Genomic DNA, 18656 nt, shown 5'->3' on the forward strand with positions numbered 1-18656 from the left:
TTTCCCATTTTCTTCGGAGCTGATAGACAATAGTAGTAACGCAAGGAGAGACTCATTAACCACAACGACTTCATATCCCAGAAGGCAATGACGCTTCAAGAAGATCCGGCCTACGGCGGCCGCTGGGCGGGCGATTCGCTGGATCGCGAGGAGCGCTCGTCGTTGAGGCGCGTTGAGGGGCTGTCCACCGAACTGACCGACGTCACCGAGGTCGAATACCGCCGCCTTCGCCTAGAGCGCGTGATCCTCATCGGTGTGGTGGAGGACGACATGAAGGCTGGTGAGGAATCGCTGCGGGAGCTCGCAGCGCTCGCCACCACGGCCGGATCCCAGGTTCTCGACGGCGTGCTACAGCGCCGCCCGCACCCCGACCCGGCCACCTACTTCGGATCGGGCAAAGCGCGCGAGCTGGCCGAACTCGTGGCGGCCACCGGCGCGGACACCGTCATCGCTGACTCCGAGCTGAGTCCGTCCCAGCGGCGCGCGCTGGAGGACATCGTCAAGGTCAAGGTCATCGACCGCACCACACTCATCCTCGACATCTTCGCCCAACACGCCAAGCAACGCGAGGGCAAAGCCCAGGTTGAACTCGCCCAGCTCGAATACCTCCTGCCACGGCTGCGCGGATGGGGCGAATCGATGTCTCGGCAGGCCGGCGGCCGCGTGGTCGGCGGCGAAGGCATCGGATCGCGCGGTCCGGGCGAGACGAAGATCGAACTCGACCGCCGGCGCATCCGGCGGCGCATGGCCAAGTTGCGCAAAGAGATCGCCCAGATGGGCAACGCGCGCCAGACCAAGCGCGCCTCACGGCGCAAGAACCGCACGCCGTCCGTCGTCGTGGTCGGCTATACGAACGCGGGCAAGTCCTCGCTGTTGAACGTGCTCACCGACGCCTCGGTGCTCGTGGAGGACGCGCTGTTCGCCACGCTCGACCCGACGGTGCGGCGGGCGCTGACGCGCGATGGGCGCCAGTACACGCTCACCGACACGGTCGGTTTCGTGCGCAACCTACCCACCCAGCTCGTGGAGGCCTTCCGCTCAACCCTCGAGGAAGTGGCCGACGCCGACGTGTTGCTCCACGTTGTCGACGCCTCCCACGAAGACCCGGTTGGCCAGGTGACGGCCGTCCATGAGGTGCTCGCCGGCGTCGCCGGCGCGCTCGATGTGCCCGAGCTTATCGTGGCGTCCAAAGCCGATATCGCTGACCCTGTTGCGTTGGCCACCCTGCGCAGCCGATTCCCGGACTCGGTGCTGGTCTCGGCGGTGACGGGAGAGGGCATCGAGAAGCTGCGCACCCGTATCGAGGAGCTACTTCCGCACCCGCAGGTGGCCATCGACGTCGTCATTCCCTACGACCGCGGTGACCTCGTCAACCGCATCCACGAAGATGGCGAGATCCTGCATGAGTCCCACGAGCCGACCGGCACCCGCATCGTGGCGCGGGTCAATCCGGACGTGAGCGCGGCTGTGGACGCCCTGGGTGGACGCCCGTGAGCCAGCCGAAGCCGCGCGAGGTGCTCGCCCACCTTGTGGCGAGCATCGGGGGCAAGCCGCGCGAGGGCCAGGCGAAGATGGTCGACGCCGTCTACGACGCGCTGATGGAGGAGTCCCATCTCATGATCGAGGCGGGCACCGGCACCGGCAAGTCGTTCGGCTACCTCCTTCCGGCGATGATGTGGTCGGCGGAGACGGGCAAGCGCGCCACAATCTCCACCGCCACGCTTCCCCTCCAGCGCCAGATCATCACCCAGGACGCGCCCGCCGTCGCGAAAGCCATCCAGGAGACGATGGGATCGCACGTGGAGGTCGCCCTGCTCAAGGGCTGGAACAACTACGCCTGTCTTCGCAAGGTCGACGGCGGCTTCCCGGAAGAGGACGCGCTGCTCTCGCGCGCCGAAGGCGAGCTGGGAGCGACGGCGACGGGCGAGGAGGTGGTACGCGCCCGCCAGTGGGCGCTGTCCACCGATACCGGCGACCGCGACGACCTCGTGCCGGGCGTGTCCGACCGGGCGTGGAACCAGATCTCGATCCAGAAGCGCGAATGCATCGGGGAGCACTGCCCCATGCGGCAAGAATGCTTTGCGCGCCTGGCAAGGGCGAGGGCGGAGGACGCCGACATTGTGGTGACCAACCACGCCCTGCTCGGCATCCAAGCCTTCGGCACGCCGGTGTTGCCCGAGTCCGACGCCTACATCGTCGACGAGGCCCACGACCTCATCGACCGGGTGACCGGGCAACTTACCCGCGCGCTTGCCGGCTACGAGCTGCGCGGTGTGGCGCGCCTGCTGCGCACCGCCGGGCTCGACGACGAGGGGTTGGGCGACGTCGCCGAGGAGCTCGCCGAGGTGCTGTCAGAGCTCAAGGAGGGCCGGCTCACGCGCATCAGCGCCGAGCTCTCCGACACGATCGCCCGCATCATGGGCAAAGTGCAGACGGCGGGCGGGGAGGTCGCCTCCCTCTCCAGCGCCAACGAGGAGGCGAACGCGACCAAGACTGTGCTGCGCTCGCGGCTGACGGCCCTGGTGGACCTGTGCGCCGACCTGCTCTCCGACGCCGTGGCGGAGGGTCGGTTCGTGGCCTGGGTCAGCGAGTTCAATGACCAGCGCGCGCTCTACCTCGCCCCGCTTGACGTTTCGGGGGCGATCGCCTCGGGGCTGTTCGAGGACACGCCGGTGGTGCTGACCTCGGCGACGTTACAGGTGGGCGGCAGCTTCGACGCGATGGCCGGCCGAGTCGGCTTTACCTATCCCAGTCAGGGGCAATGGACCGGCCTCGACGTCGGCACGCCGTTTGACGAGCTACACCAGGGCATCCTGTACGTGGCCGAACACCTGCGCGCGCCGGGTCGCGACGGCTACGGCGAGGAGCACCTCCAGGAGATCGTGGACCTCATCGAGGCCGCCAATGGCGGGGCGCTGTGCCTGTTCACCTCGCGGGCCGGGGCGACGCGGGCGGCCGAGTACGTGCGCGAGCACCTGGATCTGCCCGTGGCGTGCCAGGGCGAGGATCAGCTACCCACGCTCCTCGAGCAGTTCGCGCAGGATCTGCGGGCGAGTCTGTTTGGCACGCTGTCGCTGTGGCAGGGCGTGGACGTGCCGGGGTCGACCTGCCGGTTGGTTATCATCGACCGCATCCCATTTCCTCGCCCCGACGATCCCCTCATCCAGGCGCGCACCCAGGCGGCCGGGCAGGCGGGGTACAACCCCTTCATGAGCGTCTCGGCCACCCACGCCGCATTGCTGCTGGCCCAGGGCGCCGGACGACTGTTGCGCCGGTGCGACGACCGGGGAGTGGTGGCCGTGCTCGATTCCCGGCTGCGTACGGCGCGCTATTCGGGATTCCTGCTTGCCTCGCTTCCGCAGATGTGGCGGACGACCGACCGGGCTGTGGTGCTCGCCGCGCTCACGCGGCTGGCTACAGGGCTCGAAGAACAGTGACCACCTTGCCCAGGATTTGGGCCTGATCACCGGGGATGGGTGCGTAGTTGGTGTTGCGGGGCAGGAGCCACACGTGCCCGTCCTTGCGTGAGAGTGTCTTGACCGTAGCCTCCCCGTCGATCATTGCCGCGACGATCTCACCGTTCTCAGCCACGGGCTGGCGGCGAACGACCACCCAGTCTCCGTCGCAGATCGCGGCGTCGATCATGGAATCGCCCGAGACGGAGAGCATGAACAGGTCGCCGTCTCCCGTGAGCTGACGGGGCAGGGGGAAGACATCCTCGACGTGCTGCTCGGCGAGGATCGGACCGCCGGCCGCGATGCGGCCCACGGCGGGGACGTTGACGGGAGCGGTGATGGCGACGTCGGAGTCGTCGAGGCGGTAGCTGGCGGTGCCGGGGACGCGGGTGCTCGTGGGGATCGCGGGTGCTGGCGGCTCGAAGCTGGCCAGCTCCAGGCCGCGATCCGTGACCTCGATGGTGCGGGGCCGGCGGGGATCGCGCGCGATGAGGTTCTCGTGCTCGAGCAGGTCGAGCTGGTACTTGACCGACGAGGACGACTTCAGGCCGACGATCTGGCCGATCTCTCGCACGGTGGGCGGAAAGCCGCGTTCGGCGATCGCCGAGCAGATGGCGCGCAAAATGGCGAGTTGGCGATCCGAGATGCTCATGGCTCCCCCTAAGCTCCAAAAATTTTTGTCGGAGCGGCCTGATTGACTTTCTTCTACAGGTTATCGGGTGAGCTAAGCGAGTTCAAACACCTGTTCTAATGCGTGTCGAACAAAAGTTCTAGACGCGGCGAGGCGAATCCGGTAGCATTCAAACAGATGTTCGACGAACGTATGTTCGAGGAGGAAGATATGACTGCACTTCAATCCGACGCTAACGTCGCTGTGCGCCCGGCACTTCGGGCGGTTCGTGCCGGTGAGCGGAAGGCTGGTGAGCGGAAGGCCGCGGTGCGTCCTGACCGGCCGGCGGAGGCATCTCGACTTCTTCGTGCCGTTCCCACTCCCGGGTCGGCCGACGTGGGGTTCGTCCGGCCGTCTCGCCCGGTCCGCCAGATCCGCCAGGTAGCCCGTACGAGTGCGTCGCGCGCGGCGGGAAGCGGGCGTCCCGTGCGCATCGCGCGTTCGGCGCAGGCGGGTACGTGGGCGGCCCGGCAGGATCGTGCTACGCGCGCTGTCGTCGTCCGCCGCCAGCGCATCATCCTCGCCCTCGGCATCGCGGCGGCGGCGATCTTCGCCTTCGCGCTGGGCATCTTTCTCTACGCGGCGCTTGGCCTTGGTCTCCAGGCGGGCGGCGTCACCACGGTCATGGCGGGGGATTCACTGTGGTCAATCGCCAGCGCGATGGGTACCGGCCTGCCCACGGAGCGGGTGGTCCATGACATCATGGCCCTCAACGCGCTTGACGGCACACACATCGCGGCCGGCTCGCAGCTCCTGTTGCCGTCCTACTGATCCTGTAGGTACGCATCATGTGTCATCGCCGGGCGCTTCGAACGGCGGGGTGTGCGACCCAGAGCCGCTTTCAGCGATCGTCATTGCGGGTTCGACCTGCCGCTATCGTGGTCCGTTGCTGGCCTGAAAGGTACCTTGGTCTTGCCGATCCTTCGGTGCGGGCGGTAGTTTTATGAACATGTTCTGTCCTTTTTGTCACTATGAAGACTCCCGCGTCATCGACACCCGCACATCCGACGACGGTCAGCTCATCCGGCGGCGCCGTGAATGCCCGCAGTGTGGGCGTAGGTTCTCTACCACGGAGACAGCCACCCTCATGGTGATCAAACGGTCGGGCGCCACCGAGCCGTTCTCGCGGGACAAGGTGATCAAGGGCGTCGGGCGGGCCTGCCAGGGCAGGCCCGTGACCAGCGATCAGCTCGCCGTCCTGGCCCAGAAGGTGGAGGAGACGATTCGCGCCTCCGGGGTGGCCCAGATCGACTCACAGGATGTCGGCCTCGCCATCCTCGAGCCGCTGCGCGAACTCGACAAGGTGGCCTACCTACGCTTCGCCTCCGTGTATTCGAACTTCGAGTCGTTGGAGGACTTCGAGCAGACGATCGCCGAACTCAAGGCCGGCAAGTAGAAGGCCCGGCGACTACTCCCGCGCCTGGCGTTCCTCGCCGGGAGTCTGGTGTTCCTCGCCGGGGGTTTCAGCTTCGGCGTCGTTGGCGGCCGCGGCGCCGGCGGCTCGGGCCGCGGCGCGCTCCTTGACGGAGGTCACATATTCGTCCAGCCGTTCGGCGCTCTTCGCCGTCGCCTCCGATACCCGCTCACGCCACTGACCCGAGACAAGCTCGAGGTTGGCAAGGCGCTCGGTTACCTTCTTGCGCATGACCTTGCCCAGTTGCGAGCGGGGAAGTTCGTCGAAGATAGCGATAGACTTGGGCATCGCGTAGTGGGAAAGCTTGTCTTCGGTCCACGCCCGTACTGCGTCCAGGTCTACGCTGGCCCCCGGCTCGAGCACGAGCGCGGCGACCACAGACTCGGAGAAGGTGTCGGTGGGCATGCCGACCACCGCCACGTCAACCACGCCCGGCATGTCGCGCACGGCCGACTCCACCTGTGAGGGGTAGACGTTGAAGCCGGAGTTAATGATCATCTCCTTGCGCCGGTCGGCCATGACGAGGAAGCCATCGTCCCAGCGCCCGAGGTCGCCGGTGAACAGCCAGCCGTCCGTGAGAGCGGCCGCCGTCTCCTCCGGGTTCTTGTAGTAACCCTGAAAGATCTGCGGGCCGCGCACCGCCAGTTCTCCGATCTCCCCGTCCGGGACCTCGACCGAGTGGTCTTCGGGGTCCACGATCTTGACCTCCGTAGAGGGGAAGGGCAGGCCGAGGGTGGAGGGGCGGCGTCGTTCGGACAGGGGAGACCCCGCAATCACGGGCGAAGCCTCCGTCATCCCGTAACCCTCGATCATGAGGCCAGCGCGGGCCTCCCAGCGTTGGGCGAGTTCCGGGTCGAGGGGCATCGCGCCGCAGACGGAGTAACGGATGGTGGACAGGTCGGCGGACTTGCCGGCGTCGATCGCGTCGAGCATCCGGGTAAACATCGGCGGCACGCCCCCAAAGAACGTCATGGGGTGGCGCCGGTGGGCGGCGAAAAGAATGTCGACGTCGAAGGATGGGGTCATGGCCTGGGTTGCGGCGAGGTTGACGCACGTGAGCATCGACAGCTGCAACCCGAAAGCGTGGAAGAAGGGAAGCACGGCGCCCACCGTCTCCTGACCGTAAGTGAGGTCTCTGAGCCACGCCTCGATCTGTTTCGTATTCGACACGAGGGCGCGGTGGCTGAGCGCCACCGCCTTCGGCGTGCCCGTGGTGCCGCCCGTCATGAGCAGGACGGCGATGTCGTCGAGCTGCGGGCCGGCGACCCTACTGAGGTCTAAAGGGGCGTTGTGGCGGACCTGGTTGTCCCACGAATGCACCCCGTCAGGCACGCGCCCGCGCAGCTTGTTGCGCTGAGCCCTGGCGGCCTTGAGTGGCATCTTGAGGAGGAACTGGGACGAGGCGGGAAGGGCTTTGGTGAGGTTGACGGCGAGGTAGGTGCGATCCTTGAAGTCGCCGTCGGCCAACAGCTTCTCCAGCGTCTGCTCCCAGCCGATCACCACTGTCGAGCCCACCAGGTCGATTTGGGTATCGATCTGGGCGGCGGGGGCAAGCGGGTTGTGCTCGGCGACCGTCACCCCGAGGAACTGCGCCGCGTAGAAGGCGACGTAGTGCTGGGGGCAGTTGGGTAAAACCACCGAGATGACGTCGCCCTTGCGCACGCCGCACATGGTCAGCACCTGGGCGGCGCGGCGTACCTCGTCGAAGACCTCCGCGTAGGTGAACTCCCGGGCGAGGAAGTCAATCGCGACCCGGTCGGGGAAGTCCCGCGTGGCGTTGACGAGTAGCTGGTCGATCGTGGTGGTGACGGGTTCGATCGTCGTCGCCACGCCGTCGGCGTAATAGGAGTGGGCGCGTGCCATCTGGTCCATCGGTGCTCCTTCCGTTTCGGGATAATGGTACCGCGCGAGGCGCGCCAGTGACTCGACTAACTCTATTCTCGCGTCAAGAGGCGCAGGCGGATGTGAGCCTTGGCGTGCTCGAGTCGCTCGAGGACGGCGGCTGGAACCTCGGAGGCGATGTCGGTGACCATGTATCCGTATTCGCCCTGGGTGGCCAACGACTGGAAGGTGACGTTGACGCCCTCGTCGGCGAAGAGCCGGTTGACGTCGGCCAGAGCGCCAGGCGTATTCCAGTGGTACCAAGCCACCCGGTGCAGAGCGGGGGCGGACGGGGCCGTGGCGATGTTGGGGGTGTTGACGGACAGCTCCGTCGAGCCCTTGCGCCAGTAGTTGAGAAGCTTGCCGGTGACGAACCCGCCGATCGACTCCTGAGCCTCGAGGGTAGAGCCGCCGATGTGCGGGGTGAGGATGACGTTGTCGAGGCCGACGAGCACGGAGGAGAACGGGTCTCCGTTCTTCAGCGGCTCGCTGGGGAAGACGTCGACGGCGGCGCCAGCTACCCGGCCGGACAGGATGGCCTCGCGCAGGGCGTCGAGGTCCATGACGTGGCCACGGGCGAGGTTGAGCAGGATGGCTCCGTCCTTGAGCTTGGCGAATTTCTCCGCGTCGAAGTAACCCGTGTTGGAGGGGCGCCCGTCGATGTGGAGGGAGACGACGTCGGAGGTGGCGAGCAGCTCGTCGAGGGAGACCTTGGTGGCGTTGCCCAGCGCGAGGCGCTCGGCGATGTCGTGGAAGATGACCTTCATACCGAGGGCCTCCGCGACCACGGACAGCTGGGAACCGATCGAGCCGTAGCCGATGATGCCCAGCGTCTTGCCGCGCACCTCGTGGGCGCCGGCGGCGGTCTTTTGCCACACGCCCTTGTGGAGGGCCGCGTTCTTCGAGGGGATGCGGCGCACCAGCAAGATGAGCTCGCCGATCGCCATCTCCACCACGGAGCGGGTGTTGGAATAGGGGGCGTTGAAGACCGCCACGCCGTGGTCGGAGGCCGCCTCGAGGTCGATCTGGTTGGTGCCGATGCAGTAGGCGCCGATCGCGGTCAGCCGCGGGCAGGCCTCGATCACCTCACGGGTGATGTTCGTCTTGGAGCGGATGCCGACCATGTCGAAGTTCTGCAGACGCTCGATGAGGTCGTCAGTGGCCAGAGAGCCGGGCACGCGTTCGACCTCGATCCCGTAGCGCCCGTAGGCTTCGTCAGCAACCTCGTGTGGATTCTCAAGAAGCAGGACCCGTGCCACCATGTACTCTTTCGCTAGAAACCCTTCGGAAGTGGGCCGCGCGTCAGGACGTCGAGTCGCCTCGTGGGGCGCGTCATGGCGACGTAGAGGTCGCCCGGCCCGTCTCCCAGAATGGCTTCCGGCTCCACCAGCACGACGACGTCGTACTCCAGACCCTTCGACATCCCCGCGGTCAACACATGTATTCTCGCCGATATCTCGAAACCGTGCCGATCGAGCGTCCAGTCCTTGAGACGCGACGTGGATTCGAGCAGGGTCCCGACGCGCTCGAGGTCATCTTTCGCGACGACGACGCCGACCGACCCGCGCTCCATCCCGAAGTCCTCATCGAGTTCGCGGCAGGCTCGGGCGACGAGCTCGATCAGCTCCTCGTCCGCGCCGCGGTGGTAGGCGAGTGCCCCATCGAGGTCGCGCGCGGCACGCATGTAGCCGACGGGATGGCCCTGAGCGGCCATGACCTCGGCGGCCTTCGACAAGATGGTGGCGGGCGTGCGGTAGGAGATGGTGAGCTTTTCCACCCGGTGATGGTTCGCGAGCGGGCCGAGCGCGTCCTCCCAGCCGCCCTCGGGGGCGCCGGAGGGGCGCTGGTCGAGGTCGCCGACGATCGTCATGGAGCGGGAGGGGTTGCGCCGCTCGATCATCCGCCACTGCATGGGGGACAGCTCTTGGGCTTCGTCGATGACGACGTGCCCGTAGGTCCACGTCCGGTCGCGCGCGGCGCGCTCGGCGAGGGTGTCGCCCGAGTCGGACTCGGCGACCCGGCGCGTCATCATGTCGGAGCTGACGATGCCCCCGCCTAGGCCCATCGCGGACATGGTGGAGCTGACGTACTCGCTGAGTCGGCGCTCCTCGGCTTCCTTGGCCGCCTTGGCGTGCCGTTCGGCGTCGGAGGCAAACTCGCCCAGGTGCTCGGCCAGCTCGTCGATGATCGGGATGTCGGCCGGGGTCAGGCCGCTGCCGCGCTCGCGGCGTAGCGCGGCTCGATCGGCGGGGCTCAACTGCGGGGCGACCCGTTCGAGGAGCTCGGGAAAGTGGTAGAGGCGCTCGAGTAGGGTCACCGGTGAGGAGGGCAGCCAGCGCAGGTTGATCTCGCGCCGGGCGTCGATGGACTCGGCGATGTCGGAGATGAGCCAGTCTGCATCCTCCACGGTGGTCTCCAACGCGGCGGCAAGCTGTTCGGCGAGGACTGTGACGAGGCGGCGGGCGTAGACCTCGCGCGCCTGGTTGTGCGGCTTGCCGGAGCGGCGGGCGCGGCGCTGGGCGTCCTCGACCATCTGCGGCGTCAGCGTGAGCCTCTTGCCATCCACCGCGAAGGACACCGGCTTTCGCAGGGGCTTTTGAAGGATCTGGCGCACCGCCCGCTTGGCGATGTCAGCCCACACCCGCCGGCCCTTGATCTGTGCCACCTCGACCGGCTCGCTCGCCGTGGGGCTGACCCCGGGCAACAGCTCCTCGATGGTCGTGGAGACGACGTCGGACTCGCCCAGCGAGGGCAGCACCTGATCGATGTAGCGCAGGAAGATCGGGGAGGGGCCGATGATGAGCACCCCGGAGCGGGACAGGCGCTCGCGGTGGGTGTAGAGCAGGTAGGCGGCGCGGTGCAGGGCTACCGCCGTCTTGCCGGTACCCGGCCCGCCCTGGACCACGAGCACGCCGGCGTCCGCGGAGCGGATCACCCGGTCCTGCTCGGCCTGGATGGTACCCACGATGTCGCCCATCTTGCCGTCGCGCGCCTGGGCCATGGCGGCCATGAGCGCGCCCTCGCCCGTGAGGTTGAGCTCGGAGGAGGTGGCCTGGTCGAGCAGTTCGTCCTCGACGCTCGTCACCTCCCGCATCCTGGTTTGGATGTGGCGGCGGCGCACCACGGTGCCCGGCTGGGCGGCGGTGGCCTGGTAGAACGGTTCGGACTGCGGGGCGCGCCAGTCTGTGAGGACGATGTGGCGTCCCTCGTCGCGAAGCGTCATGCGCCCGATGTGCGTCATCGCGCCGTCGTTGTGGTCGAGGCGGCCCATGACGAGGCGGTTTTCGACGTTGCGTAGCCGTAGCAGGTTGTCCTCGTAGTGGCTGGCAAAGGAGTCGCGCTCGGAAACCGCTCCGGGCGTGCCACGCCCGCCCTGGGCGCGCACCCGGGCGAGCTGCCCGCGATAGTACTCGCGCTGGCGGTCGAGCGCCGCGTAGGCGACGTCGACGAAGCCCTGCTCCTCGGCGATGGCCCGTTCGATGGCGGATTTGTGCACTGGATACCCCCAAGCTTTTAAGGCCTTCGATTATTCCCCTTTTCTGAACAAGATGCACGTTCGGCCGTCAGCTGAGCCGCCACGCGCGGAATATTTCGCGGCGGGCGGCGCGTTGTGAGAATGTAGGAAGAGGAGGATTGATCGTGGCACATTTCTACACACTTGAGCCAGGCATCGAAAACCTGCGCGTGCGGACGCTGGTGCTCAACCTCGTCGACCCGCTCATCGACGCCGGCAACACCGCCCAAGCCATCGATGCGACCATCAAGACGCTCGACGCGGAGCAGATCGGCTCCTTCGATCCCGATCCTCTCTTCGACTATCGCGCCCAGCGCCCTATCGTCAGCTACTCCGACGGCCGCATTGTCGGTATGGCCATGCCGCACGTCGCCCTCATGCTCGTCACCGATGTGCACGGGGAGTCCTTCCTTTACCTCGAGGGCCTCGAGCCTGACTTCAGGTGGAACGCGATGGCCGAGGACATCCTGGAGATCGTGGAGCGCTTCGGAGTGCAGAGCGTGTACTCGTTTGCCGCGATGCCAGCCCCCGTGCCGCACACGCGGCCGGTGGACATGCTCATCCGCACCACCGAGTCCGCCGGTAAACACCCGGTGGTTGAGGGTTTCGCCGAGCACTACGCCGAGCTGTCCGACGTCTTCGAGCACGCCGCGGCCGCGCGTTGCGTGCCGGTGATCAACATCCGAGTACGCGTTCCGTTCTACCTGGTGCGCGGGGAGAGCCCGTTCATCGCGGGCGCGCTCGCGGCTATCAAGATGTTGGCCGCACGCGGCGGACCGACCTTCCCGTTGGGCGACCTCGAACAGCTTGAGGATTCACAGCGCGGCGCAATGGAAGAGATGCGCGTGGAGGGCTCCGACTTCGATCAGCTTGTTCGCAAGCTGGAGGCGGACTACGACGCCTCCGACGTCGGCTTCGTCACCAACGACGAGTCTCTGCCCGTCATCCCCTCTTCGGAGGAAATCGGCGACGCCGTGGAGCAGTTCCTCGCCTCCCACGAATCCTCCCCGCTCGATCGGGTGCAGAAAACCAAGGTCGAACAGCGCGGCTTCGCCTCGGATTTGCGCCGCCTCGGCAAGGGCTTTCGCGGGGGATTCGGCCGGCTCTCGCGCGACGACGAGTCCGAGGGTGGCGAAAAGTAGCTCGTTAGCCTCGTAGGGGCGAGGCCGGCGGCCAGCCGACGTCGGCGTCGTGAAGCAGGGGTGCGCCGGCTGCCGACTCCTCCAGCCGCGCCTGCCCCACCACCACCGTTGGCAGGGGCAGGCGGCGCACGGCGCGGGACATGGTTTCGAGCGGGAGCGGGGCCTGGGAGGCGAGCAGGATGACGTTGCCGAAGCGGTGGCCCTTGACGATGGCGGGATCGGCGATCGCCGCGATATGGGCGAAGCTGATGCGGAGCGCGCGCACCTCGCGATAGACGGGGGCCAGGCCCGCTTCGCCGGCGATGTTGAGCGCGTACAGGCCCCCGTCCGCCAGCAGGCGTGCGGCATCCGCGTGGGCCTCCACCGTGGTGAGGTGGCGGGGGATGCGGCCGGCGGCGAAGGCGTCGCGCACGATGAGGTGCCACGATCCGCTATTGGTGTCGAGCGTCACGCGCGCGTCCTCAGCGCGGATGCGTAGCCGCGGCGCTGAGGGCAGGTCGATCCACTCGCGCACGAGCGTGGCGAGTTCGGGGTCGATCTCGATGGCCAGTTGGCGTGAGCCGGGCCGTTCGGCGTCGATCGCACGCGCGAGCGCGCAGCCCGCCCCGCCCAGGTGGAGGGCGCGGACGGGCCCGTCGATCATCGCATCGAGCGCGATGCGGATGTGCTGCATGTATTCGAACTCGAGGTGGGCGGGATCGAGCGGGTCGATGGCGGAGGACTCCACGCCGTCCACGTACAGGGTGAGCAGGCCGTCGCGCTCGACGATATCCACGCTCGACATGGAGGTCTGGACGCGCGTGAGTCCTGCGTTTGATTTGCGGGCCATGGCCACAGTCTAGACTCATCCTTGAAGGAGGGGAGGGACATGTCACGGGCACCGCGCTCGCCGGAGGCGAAGAAAGATTGGGGTAGCGACGATTCGCAGACCCCAATCCTTCACGTGGACATGGACGCCTTTTTCGTTTCGGTCGAATTGCTGACCAAGCCTGAGCTGGTGGGCAAGCCGGTGGCGGTGGGCGGCCAGGAACGCGGGGTCATCTCCGCGGCCTCGTATGAGGCCAGGCGTTCCGGGGTGAACTCGGCCCTGCCTGTGGCTCGCGCAAAGCGACTGTGTCCGGACCTCATCATTCTGCCCCACTCCAAAGGGCTCTACGGCGAGGTTTCCGCCCGCATCAAGGCAATCTTTGCCGAGTTCACCCCGCTGGTCGAGCCGCTCTCGGTGGACGAGGCCTTCCTCGACGTGTCCGGCGCCCGCAAGATCTTCGGCTCCCCGCTGACCATCGCCACCGAGCTGCGCCGGCGCATCTACGACCAGGAGCGCCTGACGGCCTCCGTAGGGGTGGCCGCCACCAAGCACGTGGCTAAGATCGCATCGGCCCAGGCAAAACCAGACGGGCTCCTCCTCATCCCGAAGGACCAGACGCTCCCCTTCCTCCATGGCCTGCCGGTCGGCGCGCTGTGGGGAGTGGGCGACAAGACGCGCGAGAGGCTCGAGCGCAAGGGTATTGCCACCATCGGCGACCTCGCGGCCCTCGGTGAGGCGCGCCTGCGCGGCCTGCTCGGGCAGGCCGCCGGCTCGCAGCTGTACGCCCTGGCCATGGGCAGTGACCCGCGCAAGGTGACTCCGCAGCGCAAGGAGAAGTCGATTAGCCGAGAGCAGACCTACTTCGAACCCCTCGCTACCAGGGCGGAGGGGGAGAGGGCTCTGCTTGAGCTTTCTCACGACGTCGCCCGCCGGCTTCGCCGCGCCGGCGTCGTGTCGTGGACTATCGGGATTAAGGTGCGCTCGGCCGCTGACTTCTCCACCGTCTCGCGCACCCTCACCCTCGGGGCGCCTACCGCGCTCGCCGCGGATGTTTTCGGCGCTGCGCGGCGGCTCTTTGAGGCCGCAGGGGTGCCCGACGGCGGGATCCGGTTGCTCGGGGTCCGGGCCGAGAACCTCGCTGGGCTCGAGGAGGGAATTCAGCTCGCGATCGGCGACGACGGCCGGCGTGGGAGGGCCGAAGCTGCGATGGACTCGGTTCGCTCTCGCTTCGGGGAGGGTGCGCTGGGTCCGGCGTCGTTGGTGGAGCGGGACGGACGGGCGCCGAGTTATCCGAGCGGCGAAAGCGTCGAGCGTTCGGGGGAGCGGATTTGGTAGGATGAATAGACCGATCAAGGGAGAAACCATGGCTCTTTCTGACTACGAACGCAGGATGCTCGAGCAGCTCGAGGCGCAGCTCGTCGACGACGATCCGCGGCTCGCGCAGTCCTTGGCGTCCAAGGAAAGGGAGGCCACCCAGACCTCCCTGTCTCCCAAGCACCTGGTGATCGGTCTCATCGTGGCCGTGCTGGGTCTGCTCGTGGTGCTCGGCGGAGTGGCGAGCGAGCTTGTGCCCCTGGGGGTGGCGGGCGTCGTCGTCGTGTTCGCGGGTTTGTGGTATCTGTCGGCGGGGATGACGAAGGTTTCTGGCGAGGCTAAGCCGCGCAAGCAGGCGGGGAGGTCGGACTTCATGGAAAGGCAGATGGAGCAGTGGCGTAAGCGCCAGGAGGGATAGCCCTCCACTTTCCACCACATGCGGCTTCGGCCGCATTTTCTTTGCCCCCACGCGCCCGAAATAGCGGCTTTGTCGGGTGTCTCGGCGTCGTCCGTGCCTCCGCATCGGGCCGCCTCCGAGAAAAGCCCTCCACCTGATCTTTCGCCGGTACATCCGCAAAAGATCGACACAGTGGTGCGTCATACGCTTGCATGGGGAGCAAAGTGGGGTAAAGTGGAGCCAACGGGAAAAAGGGGGTGTAGATGTTCCTTGGCACGTACGAACCGCGTTTGGACGACAAGGGCCGTCTGATCCTCCCTGCGAAGTTTCGAGATCAGCTCCAGGGCGGGCTCGTCATGACGCGTGGACAGGAACACTGCCTGTACATCTTTCCCATGTCGGAGTTCGAAAACATTCTTGACAACCTCCGCCAGGCGCCGATGACCTCGAGGGATGCACGCAACTACACCCGCGTCTTCCTCTCCGGGGCCAACGACCAGATCCCTGACAAGCAGGGCCGGGTGACCATCCCCGCCACGCTTCGCCAGTACGCCAGCCTCGACCGCGAGGTGGCGGTGATTGGATCCGGCACGCGCGTCGAGGTGTGGGACCTAGACAAGTGGAATTCGTACCTCGAATCGAACGAATCCGAGTTTGCGGATCGAGAAGACGAGCTCATCCCCGGGCTCATCTAACGGCCGGCCCTCCACCGGCGTCCTGCGGCAATTCCCCAGCTTCAGGGCGGCGGTGGGGGACCACGACACGAAAGGAACGGCAGTGGCTGACGCTTCCAACAACGCACTGCATGTGCCGGTCCTGACCCGTACCTGCCTCGACCTGCTTGCCCCGGCGCTGGAGAGCGGCGTCCTCATCGACGCCACGCTCGGCATGGGTGGACATAGTGAAGCTTTCCTCACCCGCTTTCCCAACATCTTCGTGGTCGGCATCGACCGCGACCCGGCGGCCATCCGCCTCGCCTCCGAGCGCCTCGCGCGTTTCGCGGGGCGCTTCACCGCCGTCCACACCACCTACGACGACGTGGACCTCGTCGCGTCCGAGTACGGTCAGGACGGCAAGGTTGAGGCCATCCTCATGGATCTGGGCGTGTCCTCCCTCCAGCTCGACGAGCAGGAGCGTGGCTTTTCCTATTCCGTCGACGCTCCGCTCGACATGCGGATGGATACCGACGCTCCGCGCACGGCCGCGAGCATCCTGGCAACCGAATCGAAGACCGAGATCGCGCGGATCCTGCGCGTCTACGGCGAGGAGAAGTTCGCCGGGCGGATCGCCGAGGCGATCGTGCGCCGTCGTGAGAGGGAACCGATTACCCGCACCGGCGAGCTGGCGCAGCTGGTGCGCGAGTCAATTCCCGCTCCCGCGCGCCGCACGGGAGGCAACCCTGCCAAGCGCACCTTTCAGGCTCTGCGCATCGCCGTCAACGGGGAGCTCGACTCGCTACGCCTCGCGCTTCCGCGAGCGATCGAGTCGCTCAAGGTTGGCGGCCGGCTCGCGGTGGAGTCCTACCAGTCGCTGGAGGATCGCCTCGTCAAGGACGCCTTCGCTGCGGGCACCGCGTCGACGACGCCGGCGGGCCTCCCGATCGAGCTCGAGGGTCACGGCCCCTACCTGGCGTCGCTCACTCGTGGTGCGATCAAGGCCGACGAGGCCGAGATTGCCGCGAATCCGCGAAGCGCCTCCGTCCGCCTGCGCGCCGTCGAACGCGTTGCGCCCACGCCTTCCCACCTTGTAAGCCCAGACCACCACCGGAGAGAAAACTCATGAGCATCGCCGCCGATCGCCAGCGCCTCAGCGCGCCCTCCTCTCGTCCCGTCATTGAGATGCCGGGACTGTCCGTGGTCCCCACGCCGGCACCGGCCCGAGGCTTTTGGAGCGTGGTGCTCGTGTGCCTCTTGCTGTTGGTGGCTTCGTTCAGCGTCGCATTTCACCTCAACACGCGCATGGTGCAGGGCGCATACGAGATCAAAAACATTAGTGTGGAATTGAATGAGGCCGCGGCGCGCGAGGCAACCTTGAAGAAGGACGTCATCGCCGTTGCGACCCCGCAACAATTGCGCGCTCGCGCCGAGGGGCTCGGTTTGGTCCCCGCCGTCGGCGCGCAACACATCGACCTTGAAACCGGGGTGATCACCGCTCCGGCCCAAGACTAGGGGACGCCATGTCACAGGACCAATCGGTCGCGTCCGCCGTACGCGCCGGCATTCGGCGCGGACTCGGATCCGGGAAGGGACCCGATCGCGCGGCACGCAAGGTGACCAACCGCCGGATGCGGGCGACCGCGGTGGTTGTGATGGTTCTCGCCGCTATCCTCGGCCTGCGCCTCGTCTACCTCCAGGTGGTCCAGGCCTCCACGCTTGCCGAGACGGCTCGCGAGTTCCGGTGGCGCACCTACCCGCTGGAGGCCAAGCGCGGCGACATTGTGGACGCCAACGGCGCGGTCCTCGCCACCTCCCTTGAGCGCTACAACGTGCGCGCCGACCAGACCGAGATCGCCGATTTTGTCACGCGCGACGACGAGGGCAACATCACCGGCGCGGGTGCGGCCGCCGCGGCCAAGATCCTTGCGCCCCTGCTCAAGGCCGACCCGGCTGAGCTGGGTGGTCTTCTGCTCGGGGGCGAGACGAAGTCGAAGTGGCAGCTCATCGCCTCTGACATCTCCCCGGAGGAGTGGCGCGAGATCAACGCGCTCGGCATCCGCGGCATCTACCCCGAGCGTTTCATGCAGCGCCAGTACCCCAACGGAACGACGGCCGGCACCGTGGTGGGTTACCTGGGCCAGACGGAGGAGTCGGACACCCCGAGCGGGCGGGCCGGTATCGAGCAGCAGTACGACACCCTGCTTTCCGGCACACCGGGAATGCTTCAATACGAGGTGGCGGCCGGCGGGGCCGTGTTCCCCAACTCCGAGCGTCGCGAGACTCCCGCCGTCGACGGCGGCTCGGTTCACCTCACGATCGACGCGGATCTGCAAAAGGCTACCGAGGACGCCCTCAACAAGGTGGTGGCCGAGCAGAGGGCCGAGTGGGGCACCGCCGTCGTCATCGAGGTGGGTACGGGACGCGTGCTCGCTCTCGCCGATTCGAACTCGCCCGATCCGGCCAACCTGTCGGCCTCCGACCCGGCGGACTGGAACTCGCGCGCCGTCTCCGCGGTTGTCGAGCCCGGATCCACTGGCAAGGTCGTCACGTATTCGGCCGCCATCAACGAAGGCACCATCACCCCGCTCGATCTCTTCCTCGTCTCTACCCCGATGCAGATGCCGAACGGGGAGGTCATCCGGGATAACGACGACCACCCGGCGGAGCGGCTGACGGTGGCCGGCACGCTCGCCAAGTCCTACAACACGGGCCTTATCCAGATTGGCGACACGCTCGAGGACGCGGTGCGTTACCGGTACATGACGGACTTCGGCCTGGGCTCGCGAACCGGTATCGAGCTGCCTGGCGAAAGCGGCGGCGTCGTCTACCCCTACGAGGACTGGGGCGGGCGCACACACTACACCACGATGTTCGGCCAGGCCTGGAGCGCCACCACGCTTCAGCTCGGGCAGATGATGAGCGTCATCGCAAACAAGGGGGTCTACATCCCCCTTCACATCGTCGATGGGGTGCAGAGCGTGGACGGCGAATACACGGCGACCGCCGTCGGGGAGTCCCGACAGGTCATTACGGAGGAATCCGCGCACACGATGCTTGACATGATGCAGGCGGTCACCGACCCGTATTCGACCGGCTGGCTGGCGCGCGAGGAGGGCTACAACGTGGCGGGCAAGACGGGCACGGCCCAGGTTCCGGACGCCACCGGAGCGCTCACCAAACGCGCCGGAACGTTCGTGGGCACGATCCCGGCGGAGGACCCGAAGATCATCTTCGCCTCCATCGTCTACAACGCGGCTGGTGCCGGCTATGGCGGCGATACGGCGGCGGCCGTCTTCAGCGGTACCGCCCAGTTTGCCATGCGCCAGATGAAGGTCGCCCCCTCGCAGGTTCCGCTCGTGCGCTTGCCGTGGACCGAGGCGGAACTGAATCAATCGAAGCAGTAGG

The 18656-nt window shown here is 66.9% G+C and carries 16 protein-coding genes; 11 read left to right on the top strand and 5 right to left on the bottom strand.

Annotated features, from left to right (window positions below):
- Positions 1–54: 54 nt before the first annotated feature.
- Both hflX and J2S45_RS04325 read left to right on the top strand, forming a co-directional pair.
- A complete protein-coding gene (gene hflX / locus J2S45_RS04320) occupies positions 55–1494 on the top strand; it encodes a GTPase HflX (protein WP_407702502.1) in 1440 nt (479 codons plus the stop codon).
- A complete protein-coding gene (locus J2S45_RS04325; RefSeq protein ID WP_307634648.1) occupies positions 1491–3437 on the top strand; it encodes an ATP-dependent DNA helicase in 1947 nt (648 codons plus the stop codon). The genes hflX and J2S45_RS04325 overlap by 4 nt, the downstream gene beginning before the upstream one ends.
- Here the strand turns inward: J2S45_RS04325 and lexA are convergent.
- Entirely contained in the window at positions 3415–4107 is a 693-nt protein-coding gene (gene lexA / locus J2S45_RS04330) for a transcriptional repressor LexA (RefSeq protein ID WP_270974250.1), read from the bottom strand. The two genes, J2S45_RS04325 and lexA, sit on opposite strands and share 23 nt — an antisense overlap.
- 189 nt (positions 4108–4296) lie before the next feature.
- Between lexA and J2S45_RS04335 the strand changes: the two genes are divergently transcribed.
- Both J2S45_RS04335 and nrdR read left to right on the top strand, forming a co-directional pair.
- Complete coding sequence (locus J2S45_RS04335; RefSeq protein ID WP_270974252.1) at positions 4297–4896, top strand: LysM peptidoglycan-binding domain-containing protein; 600 nt, start codon at positions 4297–4299, stop codon at positions 4894–4896.
- Positions 4897–5074: 178 nt separating this feature from the next.
- The gene (gene nrdR, locus J2S45_RS04340) at positions 5075–5521 is read left to right on the top strand and encodes a transcriptional regulator NrdR (protein ID WP_270974254.1); all 447 of its coding nucleotides are present in this window, start codon (positions 5075–5077) and stop codon (positions 5519–5521) included.
- 12 nt (positions 5522–5533) lie between these two features.
- On the opposite strand, the gene J2S45_RS04345 is transcribed toward nrdR, so the two are convergent.
- From J2S45_RS04345 to J2S45_RS04355, 3 genes are all read right to left on the bottom strand, one after another.
- Positions 5534–7411 carry an AMP-binding protein gene (locus J2S45_RS04345; RefSeq protein WP_296931066.1) on the bottom strand — a complete coding sequence of 626 codons (1878 nt, stop codon included), beginning with the start codon at positions 7409–7411 and terminating at the stop codon, positions 5534–5536.
- A gap of 62 nt (positions 7412–7473) precedes the next feature.
- Positions 7474–8679 carry a phosphoglycerate dehydrogenase gene (gene serA / locus J2S45_RS04350; protein WP_296931098.1) on the bottom strand — a complete coding sequence of 402 codons (1206 nt, stop codon included), beginning with the start codon at positions 8677–8679 and terminating at the stop codon, positions 7474–7476.
- A 14-nt stretch (positions 8680–8693) separates the two neighbouring features.
- Positions 8694–10916 (bottom strand): HelD family protein, encoded by a 2223-nt coding sequence (locus tag J2S45_RS04355; RefSeq protein WP_307634650.1) that lies wholly within the window; start codon positions 10914–10916, stop codon positions 8694–8696.
- A 143-nt stretch (positions 10917–11059) separates the two neighbouring features.
- Here J2S45_RS04355 and J2S45_RS04360 point away from each other — a divergent pair, with 143 nt between their 5' ends.
- Positions 11060–12076 (top strand): PAC2 family protein, encoded by a 1017-nt coding sequence (locus J2S45_RS04360; RefSeq protein ID WP_307634651.1) that lies wholly within the window; start codon positions 11060–11062, stop codon positions 12074–12076.
- Between the two features lie 4 nt (positions 12077–12080).
- Here J2S45_RS04360 and J2S45_RS04365 read toward each other — a convergent pair whose 3' ends face one another.
- Entirely contained in the window at positions 12081–12905 is an 825-nt protein-coding gene (locus tag J2S45_RS04365; RefSeq protein WP_307634652.1) for a spermidine synthase, read from the bottom strand.
- 39 nt (positions 12906–12944) lie between these two features.
- On the opposite strand from J2S45_RS04365, the gene dinB reads away from it, so the two are divergent.
- The 6 genes from dinB (at position 12945) to J2S45_RS04395 (ending at position 18655) form a co-directional block, all read left to right on the top strand.
- Entirely contained in the window at positions 12945–14219 is a 1275-nt protein-coding gene (gene dinB, locus J2S45_RS04370; protein WP_307634653.1) for a DNA polymerase IV, read from the top strand.
- Between the two features lie 28 nt (positions 14220–14247).
- Complete coding sequence (locus J2S45_RS04375; protein WP_270974268.1) at positions 14248–14616, top strand: DUF3040 domain-containing protein; 369 nt, start codon at positions 14248–14250, stop codon at positions 14614–14616.
- A 242-nt stretch (positions 14617–14858) separates the two neighbouring features.
- Entirely contained in the window at positions 14859–15290 is a 432-nt protein-coding gene (gene mraZ, locus J2S45_RS04380; protein ID WP_270974270.1) for a division/cell wall cluster transcriptional repressor MraZ, read from the top strand.
- An 82-nt stretch (positions 15291–15372) separates the two neighbouring features.
- Positions 15373–16377: a 16S rRNA (cytosine(1402)-N(4))-methyltransferase RsmH gene (gene rsmH, locus J2S45_RS04385; RefSeq protein WP_270974272.1), complete on the top strand. Its 1005-nt coding sequence runs from the start codon at positions 15373–15375 to the stop codon at positions 16375–16377.
- On the top strand, positions 16374–16763 hold the full coding sequence (locus tag J2S45_RS04390) for a hypothetical protein (RefSeq protein WP_270974274.1): 390 nt from the start codon (positions 16374–16376) through the stop codon (positions 16761–16763). Before rsmH ends, J2S45_RS04390 begins: the two co-directional genes overlap by 4 nt.
- An 8-nt stretch (positions 16764–16771) precedes the next feature.
- Positions 16772–18655 (top strand): peptidoglycan D,D-transpeptidase FtsI family protein, encoded by a 1884-nt coding sequence (locus tag J2S45_RS04395; RefSeq protein WP_296931046.1) that lies wholly within the window; start codon positions 16772–16774, stop codon positions 18653–18655.
- Position 18656: the final 1 nt, after the last annotated feature.

Origin of the sequence: Trueperella abortisuis (genome assembly GCF_030811095.1) — a bacterium.
Lineage (GTDB): Bacteria > Actinomycetota > Actinomycetes > Actinomycetales > Actinomycetaceae > Trueperella > Trueperella abortisuis.